The sequence below is a fragment of the Paenibacillus sp. NEAU-GSW1 genome (genome assembly GCF_009737085.1).
GTDB lineage: Bacteria > Bacillota > Bacilli > Paenibacillales > Paenibacillaceae > Pristimantibacillus.
Genome location: NZ_WOVL01000003.1, coordinates 176,115 through 191,576 on the forward strand (window position 1 = coordinate 176,115; position 15,462 = coordinate 191,576).

The following is a 15,462-nucleotide window of genomic DNA, read 5'->3' on the forward strand; positions in this document are numbered from 1 at the left end:
AGAAACTTCCCATACAACCTAAGATAACTTAGCAACGTGTGCTTACGAGTCTTCATGCCATTATCCCCCATGAATGATCAGTCTCTTTTGTGCCCTTTTCCATAAGATGCGCCCTATTAGATACATGCCGAAGATCCAAACGATTTCCTGAACGAAAATGAATATGGCTTCCCCAGCAGAAGTTTGCCCAAGATAAATACTTAGAGGTGTGAAATAAATATTTTGAAAAGGCAACACGCCCAGAATCGACTGGATTGGACCAGGCAGAAACCAAAGCGGGATCGTGGCGCCTGATAGCAGCAGCAGAATTGCATTCTTAATCGTAACCATGCTCCATGTGTGATGAATCCAGAATGACAGCATCCAGAATAGAAAATTTAAATAATACAAGGTTAGATACGCTAGTATGAGGCTAAGGACAAACAAAGAGGCATCCAAAACAGATGAAGGCAGGTCTAGGTGAAATACAAGAAACGAAAGCACAACAACAGGAAGCACTTTGGTCCATAGATTAAACCCCACCTCGCCAAGCACAATCGAAAAAATATAACGCGGGAAATACAAAGGCTTTAACAGGTCCGAAGCGATTTCGCCGGAACGTATTTTGCCATCGATCAGAAATTCATTCATTGACAGCATTGTCCGCATAATCATCCCTAGAACGGCATAGGTAATCATCTGACTCTTACTTACTCCATCAATCATTTCATCGTTATGGTAAAGCGCGGACCAAATCGCCACTCCGATGAATAGCATCAATACAGCATTAAAAAGTCCAAGAAAATATTCCAAACGGTAAACGGCTTTTCGCCGAAACGACTTTTTAGCAAAGTGCACATAGGCGTTCAAAGTACCACCTTCTCCCGCAAATCTGATCGCCGCTGCTCTATTCCGTTTTCATAGATTTCGGAGATGATCGCTTCGATTTCAGGCTCTTCAATGGTCAAATCAGCAAGCTCATTACGTTTGGATACCTGAGAGATCAGCTCGGAAGCCGAAATGGTATCTTTGTCAAACCCAATAGCGACGCGTAATCCCTCGCGCCATAATACATATGCACTGGTGAGGCCTGTTAGCTGCGGTTCTTCTTTAAAATCAACAATCAACTTGCGCGATTTGCCGTACCTGCGCTTAATTTCGTCTATTCCACCATCGTATACGAGCTGGCCTTTGTCGATAATGATCATTCGTTTGCATGTTTTTTCAATATCCGCCATGTCGTGCGTTGTCAGCATAACGGAAACCTTCCGTTCCCGATTAATGGAGGCAAGCAATCCTCGGATGCTCTCTTTAGCAATAGCATCCAAGCCTATAGTGGGTTCATCGAGGAATAAAATAGAGGGGTCATGAAGCAGTGCCGCGAGAAGATCGCCCCGCATACGCTGACCTAGACTTAGCTGGCGAACCGGAGTGTGCATAAAATGTCCGACATCTAATAATTCCGTCAAAAAAGAAACATTTCGTTTGTACACATCTTGCGGAATCCGATAAACATCCTTCAATAAATCAATGGATTCTATGAGCGGCAAATCCCACCAAAGCTGCGTCCTCTGTCCAAATACGACGCCTATAGAGAAAGCATTCTCTTCACGATGCTTGCTAGGAATGCGGCCGTTTACAGTAATCTCCCCTGATGTAGGCACCAGGATCCCTGTCAACATTTTGATTGTCGTCGATTTCCCTGCACCATTGGGCCCGATAAATCCGATCATTTCGCCTTGCTCCACATCAAAGGAGATACCTGAGACTGCTTGCTTAACCTCATACTGGGGAGAAAATAATCCGCGAACGACTCCCATAAATCCATGATTCTTACGGGTGATGTGAAACTCCTTATTCAGGTCACGAACAGAAATGATAGCCAACCCTACTCACTCCCTATAAATGGATAATGAGATAAATCTATTCGGGATTTGGATTTGTGTCAACTATTAAATAAAATTTCAACTCTTTGAAAATCACCTTTTCAATTCATTTAGAAAGCAATATCAGATCATCACAAAATCCAGTCCTCATGCGGTAGTGGATTTACATGATGGAGGCGAACCGTAAGAATCTAAATTCACGATTCACCTACTGCAGTATAATACAGGTTAAGACCCCCATTAAAAAAATAGTGACCGTTTGTTAGCCTGAGCGGTCTAACTAGTATAAAGATAATAACAACAGAAAGGAGTTTACCAAGTGGACTTTACAGAACTCGCAGCAAAAGCTGCGGCAGGCGATGCTGATGCTTTTATTAATTTGATCAAACGGTTAGAGAACTCTCTGCATTTTATGGCCAAGTCCATCCTGACCAAAGATGAAGACGTGGCAGATGCCCTGCAGGAAACCATTCTCAAGGCTTTCAGATCTGTCTCTTCTTTACGGGAGCCAAAGTATTTCAAAACCTGGATATTCCGGATTTTGATCAACGAGTGTCATAACATTATATCGCAACAATCAGGTTCAATTGCCTATGCGGAGGTCCCGCAGGCTACCTCTTACTCCGGCGACTACGAGAAGGTTGATCTTAGAGAGGCTGTAAACCGGCTGGATGAACCGCAGCGCCTTGCGGTCATTCTTCATTATTTTGAAGACCTTCCGCTTCGTCAGGTAGCCCGGGTCCTAGATATTTCGGAAAGCGCCGTGAAGATGCGTCTTTCCAGGGCGCGTGACGCCCTACAACGAACTTTACCCAGTATGTATGAAGGGAAGATGACTTATGGAAGAGTTTAACTTTAAGAAGGATTTAAATATGGAGATGTCCCCGCTCGTCCGATCCCGTCTGGATGAAACCTATGCACTCCTGTCCCAGCAGGCGCAACGCACCGGCAGAAGGAAATCTTCACGGTCTCGCCGACTGGCTCTAACTACGACAGCAGCTGGAATCCTAGCAGCAGGTTTGTTCATTTCCCCTTTTGTTTCTCCTGCTATGGCTAGTTCACTAAAGAACATCCCTGTTATCGGCAGTATCTTCACCACGATACAAGGCGACACGGGACTTCGCATAGCCGGCGAACTTGGTCTTACTTCAACCGTCAACCGTACAGTTTCCTATGAGGACGTAAATCTTGAAGTGACCGAAACACTTTATGACGGACACAGGGCCGCTTTTCTGCTGAACGTGACGGCACCAAACCTGGAGAACGGAACCTATAACAATGGGAAAAAGAATATCAGACTGAGTCAAGCCGTATCGAATATAAGTCTCTCTATAGATGGCAAGCAGCAGAATGGAAAAGTCTTCTACGGGAGTGCAGGAGAAGCCCATCCGAATACATTGGTCTTTGAAGCCGTAATTGACCCTCAAGCCGCACCCAATTCCTTCGATTCCACTGTTACAATCACTCTCGACGGGATTGACCATGAGTTTACCGTGGACATTCCGTTTAAGAAAACAACCGATCAAACGGTTGAGCTAAGTCCGGGGGCCGTCACCGTTAGCGACGACCTTGCCTTCTCTGTCTCCAAGGTTTGGGTAACGCCGATTACGACACGACTGACGACTTCCATCGCCCTTACAGATGCTGCGACGTTGACTTCTAAAGAGGAGAAGCGCTTGCTCAAAATCAGAGTAGCCATATTTGACGATCAAGGACGTCGTCTGACTCCACTGAACGGAGAAGGCGTTATTGAAGGAAACAGCCTAGTCTTCGACTACCGCTACGCTTCCCAATTAGGAACGAGCAAGTATTTTATTGCAAAGCCCTTCGTCGTCAAGGACAGTTTTGAAGAGGATGTAGAGGAAGACCAATATTTAAAGGAATTGGAAACGAAGATCGAGCTTCCTTTTGCCAACTAATATAGAGATAACGGACTGTGAATCTCTTCTTCGCAGTCCGATTTTTTTATCGTTACATTTGCAGACCAACCAACAGAAGGAGAGGTTTATCGGTGTCTATTCAATTTACGATACAATCGTGGTATGTTTTAGTCCCTTTGTTTCTTGTTCTATTCGTTTACTTCAGTACTAAGACCTTCGCTAGCAAGACCTATTCCGTGACACGGTTTATGTTGATGCTCACGTTTACATTCTATACCCTGGCAGTTCTTCATCTGGTCTTCTTCCCGATTGAAGTAAATATCGGACAATTTGCCAACCAGACGCCGTGGTATAAGAGCATTAACTTTATCCCCGTCTTGACTATAGATATAAAGACTTTTATCTATAACATTATGATGCTCACACCGCTTGGAATGTACCTGCCGTTATTGAGCAATAAATTCAACAGCACCTTAAGTGCAGCAAAGTTTTCTCTATGTATGAGTCTTTCCTTTGAGGCTCTGCAGTTAGTTATTCGGATTTTGCTTGGCAACGGCAGAAGTACCGATATAAATGACATCATCGCCAATACGATCGGCGGAGTAGTTGGCTTCCTAGCCTATAAACTACTTATTAAAGCGAAACCTATCAAGCTGTTGGCGGATAGAAGCCATTGAAAAAAGCAAAAACCACATCCTCATGCGGATGTGGTTTTACATGGTGGAGGCGAGGGGATTTGCCACGCTGGCTTCTACCTATTCTCAACAATTTGGTCGATTTCACTCTTAAGCAATAGGTATCTATGAACATTTCTCATGATCGGAACTTTAGTTAAATTATTTTTATCCACGAATACTTTCATCTGGTCTTTGGAGAGACCGATTAACTTACCAGCCTCCGTGACGGTTAATACAGCTACGTTGCTCGTTGCGTTAAAGTCTCTTTTTAATTTTTGGTTCCAGTCTTCAAAAACGTTCATTTATCGTTTCCTCTCTATTCCTCGTCGATCGGATACTTCATTATATCATGACTTCACGCAAATATCAGATAAACACAAAACCCAGTCCTCATGCTGACTGGGTTCTCATAATGCAGGCGAAGCGTGGGTGTGCAAAACCACAATTCGCCGGAGCTTGATCCTAATGATGTTTGAAGGTAAGTCGCTAATATATTGATCATTTTATTTCTAAATAGCACTGGTTTTAATCGCAGTTAAGCTGATTCTGTATCTTCGAGTAAATCCCCCATATATGGTTCACTTAGTACTTTCTGAACAATCGTCGTATCAGTATAACCTTTATATCGATCATCCAATTGTTCCTTGAGCCTCAGTAACCGTTGATTTGCGGTACTTACCAGTTGACCAAAGGTAGTTGCCTCGATACGACCTCTCTCAGGATTATCACCGACTTTACGGATTCGGGTTACTTTTGAATCAATTTCATGACCTACAACAAAAGCGTTAATAAATGGCGTACCGCTTAGATGTCCCGAATTAAGAAGATCCTCCACATAATGTCCCGCTTGATCCATCTCACTACGACCAATCGCAAAGCCGCCACGCTTTAGTTCAATAATAAGTATCCTCTTCATCTTCAACAGCGGACTTTCATCGTCAAACTCTTCTGAACAAACGGCGGACATTGTAGCGTTCTCCACGATAATAATATCAGGGCGATTACGCGCATTATAAAAAGCATCCTTGTTCACTTTCTTCTGGAACAACTTACTCATTGCAGATGTAAGCGAAACATTGGACGTATAGTGCGGAGAATCAAATTCAGGTCCAAATAACCAACGTGCTTGTAGAACTAAAGGATGTAAGGTCTTCAGTTCATCTGTAGTAGGCTCTTTCGAAAACCTGCTCAAAGCTTCAATAACAAGCAGCCTTTTATCGATTTCATCAAGAACGACTAATGCATCTTTTACACTCCAGTCATCAAGAAGGCGATTTAATCCGTCAACATCCTCCTCGGTTAGCATAGAGAGCTTGTGAAGTAAACTGGCGCCGCTCCTCGATTTCTCAAGCTGAATAACAGCTTGAACCGCCGCTGATAGGTACTCTTGGTTGATTGTCGGCTGCTCTTCCGTTAGCTGCTCAACGAACTGGGAAACCTCAACTCTACCCAGTGCATGTAATTGGATTAACTCCGTTCGATGCTGAAATAACACCGCATGCTGCGTCTCTTGAATTCTTTCTTTCATGGATTGCTTATATAATGCCTCTATATTGGAAGCCACAATTCGATAAACACTGTCAATGATTGGTCCCCTCTTAAATGCTGACCAATCGGGCATAACCTCATCGAATAGATCATTCGTTTTGACAACGATAGTATGGCGCTTAGCGAAGCTCGTTCTACCGTCCACTGAATAATCACCAAGTGTCCAACTCGGTTCGCCGACAAGCCGATTACCAACCCAAAAAGCTACTCCGTGTTGTCGTGCCGTCTTCGCTGTTTTCGAAGAATCAATAATCACAAGTTCAAGTGATACATTGTCACTTACAATTATCTTTCTGGAATCAATAAGCCCTTGATGCTGCATCAATTCAATTGAGGAACCATTTACAGTTACTTGAAATCTCGGGTCCTGCATGAATCTTGCTGAAAGCAACTCACGAACCACTTTCGGGTCAGGAAGATTCCTTTCCACTTTCGCTCGTAATATCGTGCCATGCCCCGGTCCCTTAATACGTTCTTCATGTATAAGTGTAAATGGCTGCGGACCGCTCATTACTGCAACAATAAACCTCGAACCAATTCCACTCTCATGAAAGGTTTCTACAATATACTGATTTGAAAAACAAAGCATACCATGTCTGCCGACTCCATTTCTACCGAATGCTCGCCGGTACCCGGTGCCATTACCTTGAGGAAACTGTACAATATCACCCTGGTATTTTAAGCGGTTATATCCAAGTGTCATCCATCGTTTTCTGAAGTCCTCTGGCATCAGACCTGTTCCATTATCTGCTACAATTATTTCATTTGAAAATTCACTTGGGATCGTAATGCTAACATCCGAAGCGCCAGCATCCCAAGCATTCGCTACCAACTCAGTTAAAGCAATATCTGGGGAATTAGCGAGTGCTCCTAACGTGCGCACCAAATAATCTTCTTCAAAGAGCGATCCAAATAAATAATCCAAGACAACACCGCCTAACCTGAGATATTGGTACATCGATGGCTCTCTTGGTTGTGTTGTTTTTAATTCGCCAAGTATTTACAAACACCTTCTGTAAGGTGCATCAACGCGCCATTATGTAATAATTCATCATATCATCTGAACCAGCATAGCAAAAACCCACTACCTCATGCGGTAGTGGGTTTACATGGTGGAGGCGAATCGTGGGTATGTAAAACACAATCCGCCGGAGTGTGCTGATTCGGATATTTGCAAATTCTTATGTCTATTTAAGCATGGAACAAAGAACTAGTCAGGGATAATACCTTATAATTGCAGATTGTTTATTATACACCCATATAGAATTTGCAACGCTAGTTACTGTTCTGAAAAAGTTATTTAAATCCCCGCATACTTGTTCTGCATTCATCCTATTTAATTGAAATTTCAACCAGAGGAGTCCTCCATGAGTAACCCCTTCTATTCGAGGAGGAATTTGAATAATAAAATGTTTTCCATTGTGAGTTATGAGTACTCTATTCTGATTGCGTGCTATTTCAAAAACTCTCTCATCTGTAATTCCTTTTAGCCCCAATGATTGGACACTTATTACATCATGACCATCTTGCTCGAATAATTCTGCTGCTCTTAGAGTTATGTTCTCATCTAAAAATAATCTCATCATCAGTCCTCATGAAACGGTATATCGAGTATATCAATCACAAAATTAATTGAAGACCTTATTTTTTCCTCTTCAATACCATAATCTTCACTAATCTCAGAAATGCGCATCCCATCCCTAAGGCAAGAAACAATAAGCGAAACAGAGATTCGAGAACCAGCAACAGCAGGCATACCACCAATAACTTGCTTATTCATACTTACAGAAGGATGGTTATACGCTACTTTTTCAAAATATTCACTAGGATTCATAATGCTTCCCACCTGTTTCCATTCTTGGTGGTATCCATTATATTCAAATCTAAGTTGTTTTAGTCCCCCATTTTGAACATTTCTTACGAAAAGCTCATATTCATTAGGTTTTGAGTCACATGGTCTTTTAAATTGGCCTTTATCAGTAAACCATCTTCCTGATACCATGTCGTTCGAGTTGCATATTAGCCTATTAATTCTATCATTTAGATATACTGCTTCCATTTTTATTACCCTCTTCTATCTATCAATTTTTTTGATAGTGTCTACAGCCTCTTCTAACACCTTTACAATTTCCTTAAGTTCTTTAGTTGAGAGCTCTAGAGCAAATCTATGATTCGAATCAGGCTTTATAGAGTCGTTATAAACAAGACTTAAGATTACACTTGTACCTATTATATAATTAGGGTCTTCCTTACTACGTTTAGTAGCAATTTCATAATCTATTTCTTCAAATGTATTTATAACACTAGTTGATCGAATCCTAGCATGCTCCAAAACATCTTCATTTTGATTCAAGAATATTTCTGAAATAATTTGGATCTTCGCTTCATCAATGTTTTTAGATGAAACACCATTAGATAAATCACGGACAACTTTAAGAATAATAAAGGCTACATCAACAAATTCTTCCTCTGAAAATGTAGAGTCTATTTTAGGTAATTCTTCGTCTAAATCAATCGTGGGTCGAAAGTATACCTGTTCTCTCCCCCACTTAGCACCAACCTTACCATCTTTGTAAAATTGGGAGAACAGCTCAACATATCTACGAAATTGTTCTAGAGTCATAGACTTTCACCTCACCTCTCACATAAACATTATCAAGTAGTTCTTCTATTATAAGTTGCCAGCATATTACAAATCAACAGTTCTCTGAAATACTTCTTAATTAAAGAAAATCCACATTATTAAGAGACCATGGACTGACTATGACTGAAAGAGGTGACTCCTTCACTATCGAACTATTAGTAGAATAGTATCATCGCAATCAATAATAAGATAGATTCCTGCCATCTTGTCTAATGTTAGAAAATCGACCATCTCTAAACAGCAAAAACCCACTACCTCATGCGGTAGTGGATTTACATGGTGGAGGCGAACCGTGGCTATGCAAAACCACAATTCGCCGCAGGGTGATGATTCAGATGTTTGGGGAGGCGGCCTAGATCTTTTCGATACTGTTTGCCCCTCCGAATATAATTCGCTCGTCATTTTCAACAAATCTCCCTTTTGTTCTCGTCCCGAGTTCAAGAGCTTCATTTATATGCGATATAAATGCCCGTTTCCCACTTTTGTTTATTTAAAAATCCTATTACAGAAAACGTCATCAAACAATGATCAAAGACTCTGATTGTAGTACGCAGCAAGTGTTTCTTTTCTGACAGAGTGCTTATCCTAATTGAATAATAGTATGCTTCACAAAGTAAATAAAATACATTTGAAGTTTTCGCCAGCATTTGGTATAGTTACTTATGCAAGAAATTTCGACATTTTAATACAAAGGAGTTTCTCACTTGGCTATAAACCTTTCTACGTCCGGCATGACAAGAGATTCTTTAATACCACCTTCAAGTTTGACTTTACAATTCCAAAAAATTCGCAACCTTCTAGCAGGCCAGGCAACAGGCATGAACTTAGATCAAACGTTGGCTATACAATTAATTGATTTATTGATCTGCAAAATGTACGACGAAAAGAAAACAACATCTAATGAAATGGTTGTTTTTCAAATTTTACCAAATGAGAGTGCGATTCAGTTAAAGGAAAGAGTAGACGCACTTTTTAAAGAAGTAACGAGTCTCCCTCCGATCAATTCATTATATTCTGGTACCGAAAACATTACCCTGGATCCCGAACTACTGTACCAGATTATAATGATTCTGCAACCTTATGAATTGACTCTTGCAAAACGAGATGCAATAGGTGAAGCTTTTGAAGCTTTTATCGGACCATCGTTACGAGGGGAGGAAGGACAATTTTTCACACCTAGGAACGTGGTTGAATTAGCTTGTTCTATTCTAGATCCTAAAGAGGGAGAAATCGTACTAGACCCTGCATGTGGTACAGGTGGATTTCTTACTGAAGCTTTAAAACACAAAAAAAGTGTAAAAGTACTCGGTATAGACAAAGATAATTTTCTTGCACGAGTTGCCGCTATTCAGATCAGTCTTCTTTGCGATAATGATTCCTCTTGGGCTTTTAATGCCAATTCATTGAACCCAGTCTCTTGGCCAGCGATTCTAAGTAATAACATCCAACCAGAATCAATTGATGTTATCATGACCAACCCTCCATTTGGCTCGAAAATATCGGTTGGCTCAGAGATTGTTTCACAGTATGAGTTAGGGGCGATCTGGAAAGATGAAAAGAAAAAAGGAACATGGAAGAAGACTGATAAGAGAGTAGAAGATCGCCCCCCTCAGATTTTATTTATTGAGCAATGTCTGCGTTTGCTGAAACCAGGTGGACGAATGGGGATAGTTTTACCCGATGGGATTCTTGGTAATCAACGTGAAGGGTATGTAAGACACTTTGTTTCTCAAATTGCAGATTTAGTTGCTATTGTTGATCTCCCTCTTGAAACATTTTTACCAAGTACATCTACTAAAACATCAATGTTATTTTTAAGAAAGAAACATGATGACTTTGACCAAAAAAGAATTTTTATGGCAATCGCTGAGAGATGTGGACACGACCGTAGAGGGAAAGCAATTTTCAAAGATGACGGCTCAGAGGATGATGACTTCCCCAAAATAGCATACGAGTTTAAGAAGTGGAGTGTCGATAATGCTTCAGATTTTTGAAATTCTATCCTCTGAACTGTCAGCGATTTGGACTGCGCCAAAACATAATTCTAAAATAAATATAGAAGAAGCAAAGACTGGGTTGAATTTTGTCTCTTTAGGTGAAGTAGCTAGTAGAGTAAGTGGACAATATATACCCGAGTATACGGAAGTCGGTGTCCCATATTTAAGGGTTGATAATATCCGTCAACTTATTGCTAATTTTTCAGAAGGAGATGTTGCCTTTATCAGCGAAGTTGACGCTTCGCGACTCTGGAAGAGATACAAATGTACTCCCTCAGATATCTTAATTTCACGTACAGCTTCTCTTGGTAAAGCAGTTTTAACAACAAGTCACTTCTCTAGCATCACATTAAGCCAGCACGTGACTGCTATTAGAATAAAAGAAGAGGCCCCTGTTTTACCAAGTACAGTTTGTCTTTTTCTAAATAGCGCTTTAGGTAAATCTCAACTAAACAGCAATGCAATGGGCTCCACTAGACTTGAACTTTCTCACGCCGCTCTAGAAGAAATACAGGTTCCTTTATTACCAATGGAACTACAAAATAAATATTATGACCAACTCACTTCAACTTTAGAAAAGTATTATGACCTTTTCTATAAGATAAAAGACTTGCTTATTGAAACAGATAACCTTCTCTTTAAAAATAAACTTTTAGAGATGTCGTTCTCAAGATCATATGAAGTGTTCTCAACTGAAACATCTCAATTGGATGAATATTGGTTTCCTAATCGTTATCTACCAAAAAAACAGTCAATTTTAAAAGAATTAGAGCTAGATTTTTCTTGCTTAAAAATTTCGGATTTTGCTGATGTATCTAGAGGTAAAGGGACTAATGTTTCTGAGTATGAAAAGGATGGAATTCCATTCTTACGAACCTCCAGTTTGATTAATAATGGAGTAGATCCTTTTACAGATCATTACGCGAATCAAGAAACTTATAAAAAATTTAGTCAACCAATTCTAGACGGCGATATACTTTTTTCAATGGAAGGAAAGATCGGCCAAGTTGCATTGCTATTTGAAAAGTCACAGGTTGTATTCAAAAATCACATTGAACTAATTCGCATTAAGAATATGGTATCTTCCTTTAAAGATTCTAAGGGGCTTTCAGGTTGGTTATTTCTTGTCCTTTCAGGTACTCTTGGTAAAATCCAGATACAAAAAAATGCAGTTGTACAGTCTACACTTCCCGGCCTAGCGTCTAGATTAAGAGACTTTATTATCCCTATCTCCAGTATAGGCTCCCCTTTTGAGACCGACCAAATGGTTGATCTCGGTGAAAAGGCATTTCAGTATTTAACTGAGTATATGGAAGTCATTTTAGATCTTAGAAAACTACAAATCAGTTTTGATAGTGATTTACTCTCTAACGAATAAATAAAGGAGAGAGGGCCTCCCTACGGATAGGCCCTCTTTGTTTTATTTTCCAGATTTATTCCTTAGTGATGCTATATCCATTCCATGTAAGAACTTGTCCCATCCACTCAATTGTAGGTGATATACCGTAGTCTCGAGCAACTGTATTACAATGATGATGCCCCCAGCCCAGATTATAGATACTATGGTTATACAGACCTGTTCTTAATTCGTTTACATGAAATAAGTTTGCTCCTGTGACCGTAAGATCCGGTACAAATCTACCTTCTGCTTGTTCTAGTCTGGACCCTAGTTCTATCGCAGAAATAGGCTTTAAGCAAAGGGGGCAAACAGTAATGTCGTCTTTAATAAGACGACTTTGCTCTAACCTTTGAACATCAATGAGATTATTATTAGCACAAAATTCGTCTACATGTGCTTTATAAATTTCAGGGGTTGCAATACCCTCGCTGATAGCAAGGTCGTACATGCCAACTGTCCTCCAAGCAAGATATGCTAACTGATATCTAGTCAGTTCTAAGGTCGTTTTTGATGCATACTCATATACCCGTATTCCTGCACCTTGCCCCCCACTAGCGGCATTTGTAAACCCTATCCTAATATCCTGATCAGTCTCACTCGTAGTATCTGGAACTCGCGCACAATATTGGCCTAATAACGGTGACGTCCGCGATTTTGCATAGTCCCATCCAAACTTTTGAGGAGGATACGTTAACCAATCTTTTCTTGTCTCATAGAAGACTAACAAATTTTCTCCCAGGGTCAAGTTTTGGGAAGTATCATTAGCTATCTCCTCAAAGTACTCCTCAGGATAAGCTAGAACAATAAATCCATTCTCAAAACCTTCTTCCAGCAAAATTGCTCCCTTATTCCAGGTACGAAAAGGAATGAGAACAGTGCTATTTCTTAAAACCCTATTCTGAAAAATTGTATCTTTATCAGCACCTCTTGTTTGACTTGTTTTGTATATCTTATTTCCGATTGCTACTGGAAGACCACTTTTATAACTCATTTTTGCCATTCCACCTTACCTCCAACTTTCCGTTTTGTAGGTCCTTTTGACTACTATTCATTTTATCCGATATCATAATTTTTTCCTATAGTGGATTTTGCAAATGAATAAATTGTTCGAGCATATATCAAATGAAAAGTCTCTTCTACTGACTATTAAGGTTACATAATAAAAAACCAAGAAAAATAAAGTGCTATTCTTTAATTCTTTTATAATTTACAAAAAATAAACTGGAGGCCCAGATGATAATCAATTTGAAAGAACCATTCGCTTGCGAACTTTTACTCACTTCAGTTGTTAATAAGCTGTATCCTAAAGATAGCTTTGACATTTCTAAAGGAGGTGAAGCCACTCTACTTACTGCAGGTGATGAAATATCAGAGGAACATCTCGGTGGAGATGGAAGCTTTGAACACTTCAATATTAAACATGATCAACTGCTCTTTACTTACGGATACGATCTGCCCGAAGTCGATTTACAAGCCTTCCTTATCGCTAATGCAGAAATGAACGAGGTCTATTGCATCTGCCTCCTTGACAGTGACGGCAATGTATTCAGAGCAATCCGAGACTTTAACTTTGGCCCAGCATAAAAACCCACTCTCTTTTCAAACCAAATAAAAGCGAAAGGAGCGATCCCCTTGAGCCTTACCCTTAATGAGAAAGAAAAACGAAGCATTGTCGCTGTCGTGCAAAACAAATTAGAGGCACATCTGAATCATTTCCCTTATGCGAGATACCCTATTGAACCATTGAATGAATGGAAACGTATTTTCTGTGATCCAAAGACCGTACCATCGGATACGCTAAAGAAAGCATTGAATTGGCATTTCGGTAGCTGGCAACGCAAAGACCTCGCTCTTGCCCACCGTAAAATCATTTCAGTGATCCTGAAATTCTGGCCTGAGTACGTCGAGCATCCGGCTCATGCTGCCGAACAGTCCTTCCACTTCTGGGAGCAAAAGCTGAGCGACTGGCATCACGGGTTCGGAGCGGTTGCCTTCTTGCTTCATCTTCAGCGGCCAGATCAATATGAAATTGCTGATCGTCATCGGATTGACGCCATGTTTAGTTTGCTGAAAGCTATTGACCATGCCCATAAGGAACGTGTATCCACTCTCTCCTTTCTCGATCTTCAAGACTACACTTCATTCTTCCGGTCCACTTTCCCTAAGCTACCTCATGGAAACGAATCCCGCTTAAAATTGGATCGATTTCTAAAAATGTATGGCAATCGCCACGCCTACAAAAATGTTACATTGGATTATCAAACTAAAGAACCATCCATACGAGAGTTTTCCTGGGAGAAGGCTTCCTCCAAGCAATTTGACTTAAAGAAAATCATGCTTCGCTCCAATGCAGATGTTTTGTTTGCCTGTCTGCTTCTATCACTGGAACAACATAGCCAACCCGATGAGGCACTGACTATAGGAAGGATCGCCGAATATATCCCTCTCGGTACAGCTGGTATCTGCAATTCCGCAAGCTACAACTATGCCATGATATCGCTTTTCGGAAGCCAAAAGGGACGTGACTATTTTCAATTAGAGGGTGCTGTGCTACGGGATGACTTTACCGATCAGGCCAATCAGTCAACGCGGGACATGAAATTCTACGCCAAGCATGCCGATCTAATCGTAACGCTCAACCCGAAATACATTAAAAAGTCATAACTTGTTATAACTAATTCTAATGAAAGGGGGTGAGAAATAATACCGATAACCTGCGACAACTACGAGTCCTTAGTTGAAAAAGAAGATATTTTGATTGACCGCATTGAAACGTGTAACGCAACCATTGATTCGGTTCTGCAGTCTCTCTACAAAAAGGAAAGCCCTGTGCATCTCCAAACCGTACTTGACATCATGAGCGCCATGCATGAAGTTCAAGTCAAACTTGAACGTGAACTCATGTTCGTTAAGATAGAAAAGAGGCTTGCTGCCCGATACATGGACCGCAAGCCTCTCAATTGACATTAACGCTTAATCTTATTCTGCTCCCAATTGAGCACTGTTTCCAACACTCTTAAGATCATTGCGTGATCCTCTTGGGATCGTTCAGAAAGCAAGTGGACAATCTCACCAAATGCATCCCTTCGTTCCATCGGCCCGAGAAAACGAAATAATTCCTCTAACGAAACGTCCAGACCCGCTACGATCTTCTCAAGGGTTTCAAGCGTCAGGTTTTTCTCCCCACGCTCTACCTGCCCTACGTAATTAGTATGTAAACTTGAACGCTCCGCCAATTCTTCTTGCGTGAGATTCTTTTCCTTCCGGAGTTGCCGGACTCGTTCTCCTACCTTTTTTACGAGATCAGACACGCACGCATCACCTCAAAACAAGCTTACCTGAGTGAAACGCGCACATTAACACACTATAAATGTTACTTTACGTTAATATCTCATTCAAATATAATGAAGCATGAATCTACAATTTTCGACTGTGTTTCCAACATAATCATG

At 40.7% G+C, this 15,462-nt stretch carries 16 protein-coding genes; 7 read left to right on the forward strand and 9 right to left on the reverse strand.

Annotation, left to right across the window (positions count from 1 at the left end; all coding sequences use genetic code 11):
- Positions 1 to 60 precede the first annotated feature (60 nt).
- Both GOM71_RS03040 and GOM71_RS03045 read right to left on the reverse strand, forming a co-directional pair.
- Complete coding sequence (locus GOM71_RS03040; protein ID WP_156278282.1) at positions 61 to 849, reverse strand: ABC transporter permease; 789 nt, start codon at positions 847 to 849, stop codon at positions 61 to 63.
- Entirely contained in the window at positions 846 to 1,865 is a 1,020-nt protein-coding gene (locus GOM71_RS03045) for an ABC transporter ATP-binding protein (RefSeq protein ID WP_156278283.1), read from the reverse strand. Before GOM71_RS03045 ends, GOM71_RS03040 begins: the two co-directional genes overlap by 4 nt.
- Before the next feature lie 319 nt (positions 1,866 to 2,184).
- On the opposite strand from GOM71_RS03045, the gene GOM71_RS03050 reads away from it, so the two are divergent.
- From GOM71_RS03050 to GOM71_RS03060, 3 genes are all read left to right on the forward strand, one after another.
- The gene (locus GOM71_RS03050) at positions 2,185 to 2,718 is read left to right on the forward strand and encodes a sigma-70 family RNA polymerase sigma factor (protein WP_367649444.1); all 534 of its coding nucleotides are present in this window, start codon (positions 2,185 to 2,187) and stop codon (positions 2,716 to 2,718) included.
- Complete coding sequence (locus tag GOM71_RS03055) at positions 2,705 to 3,784, forward strand: DUF4179 domain-containing protein (RefSeq protein ID WP_156278284.1); 1,080 nt, start codon at positions 2,705 to 2,707, stop codon at positions 3,782 to 3,784. Before GOM71_RS03050 ends, GOM71_RS03055 begins: the two co-directional genes overlap by 14 nt.
- A gap of 92 nt (positions 3,785 to 3,876) precedes the next feature.
- The gene (locus GOM71_RS03060) at positions 3,877 to 4,422 is read left to right on the forward strand and encodes a VanZ family protein (protein ID WP_156278285.1); all 546 of its coding nucleotides are present in this window, start codon (positions 3,877 to 3,879) and stop codon (positions 4,420 to 4,422) included.
- A gap of 74 nt (positions 4,423 to 4,496) precedes the next feature.
- On the opposite strand, the gene GOM71_RS03065 is transcribed toward GOM71_RS03060, so the two are convergent.
- From GOM71_RS03065 to GOM71_RS03085, 5 genes are all read right to left on the reverse strand, one after another.
- A complete protein-coding gene (locus tag GOM71_RS03065; protein WP_156278286.1) occupies positions 4,497 to 4,724 on the reverse strand; it encodes a DNA-binding protein in 228 nt (75 codons plus the stop codon).
- A gap of 233 nt (positions 4,725 to 4,957) precedes the next feature.
- Complete coding sequence (locus GOM71_RS03070) at positions 4,958 to 6,895, reverse strand: ATP-binding protein (RefSeq protein WP_173275137.1); 1,938 nt, start codon at positions 6,893 to 6,895, stop codon at positions 4,958 to 4,960.
- A 289-nt stretch (positions 6,896 to 7,184) separates the two neighbouring features.
- Complete coding sequence (locus tag GOM71_RS03075) at positions 7,185 to 7,553, reverse strand: DUF5615 family PIN-like protein (RefSeq protein ID WP_156278288.1); 369 nt, start codon at positions 7,551 to 7,553, stop codon at positions 7,185 to 7,187.
- 2 nt (positions 7,554 to 7,555) lie between these two features.
- Positions 7,556 to 8,029, reverse strand: a complete 474-nt coding sequence (locus GOM71_RS03080) for a DUF433 domain-containing protein (RefSeq protein ID WP_156278289.1) — start codon at positions 8,027 to 8,029, stop codon at positions 7,556 to 7,558.
- 15 nt (positions 8,030 to 8,044) lie between these two features.
- A complete protein-coding gene (locus GOM71_RS03085; protein WP_156278290.1) occupies positions 8,045 to 8,593 on the reverse strand; it encodes a hypothetical protein in 549 nt (182 codons plus the stop codon).
- A gap of 725 nt (positions 8,594 to 9,318) precedes the next feature.
- Here GOM71_RS03085 and GOM71_RS03090 point away from each other — a divergent pair.
- Both GOM71_RS03090 and GOM71_RS03095 read left to right on the forward strand, forming a co-directional pair.
- Positions 9,319 to 10,608, forward strand: coding sequence for an HsdM family class I SAM-dependent methyltransferase (locus GOM71_RS03090; protein ID WP_156278291.1), 1,290 nt, complete (start codon positions 9,319 to 9,321; stop codon positions 10,606 to 10,608).
- Positions 10,592 to 11,989 (forward strand): restriction endonuclease subunit S, encoded by a 1,398-nt coding sequence (locus GOM71_RS03095; protein ID WP_156278292.1) that lies wholly within the window; start codon positions 10,592 to 10,594, stop codon positions 11,987 to 11,989. Before GOM71_RS03090 ends, GOM71_RS03095 begins: the two co-directional genes overlap by 17 nt.
- A gap of 55 nt (positions 11,990 to 12,044) precedes the next feature.
- Here GOM71_RS03095 and GOM71_RS03100 read toward each other — a convergent pair whose 3' ends face one another.
- The gene (locus tag GOM71_RS03100) at positions 12,045 to 13,010 is read right to left on the reverse strand and encodes a BstXI family restriction endonuclease (RefSeq protein ID WP_216651700.1); all 966 of its coding nucleotides are present in this window, start codon (positions 13,008 to 13,010) and stop codon (positions 12,045 to 12,047) included.
- Positions 13,011 to 13,243: 233 nt separating this feature from the next.
- Between GOM71_RS03100 and GOM71_RS03105 the strand changes: the two genes are divergently transcribed.
- Both GOM71_RS03105 and GOM71_RS03110 read left to right on the forward strand, forming a co-directional pair.
- Positions 13,244 to 13,594, forward strand: coding sequence for a hypothetical protein (locus GOM71_RS03105; protein ID WP_156278293.1), 351 nt, complete (start codon positions 13,244 to 13,246; stop codon positions 13,592 to 13,594).
- A gap of 48 nt (positions 13,595 to 13,642) precedes the next feature.
- Positions 13,643 to 14,674: a hypothetical protein gene (locus GOM71_RS03110; RefSeq protein WP_156278294.1), complete on the forward strand. Its 1,032-nt coding sequence runs from the start codon at positions 13,643 to 13,645 to the stop codon at positions 14,672 to 14,674.
- Positions 14,675 to 14,976: 302 nt separating this feature from the next.
- Here GOM71_RS03110 and GOM71_RS03115 read toward each other — a convergent pair whose 3' ends face one another.
- A complete protein-coding gene (locus GOM71_RS03115) occupies positions 14,977 to 15,321 on the reverse strand; it encodes a helix-turn-helix domain-containing protein (RefSeq protein ID WP_367649445.1) in 345 nt (114 codons plus the stop codon).
- Positions 15,322 to 15,462: the final 141 nt, after the last annotated feature.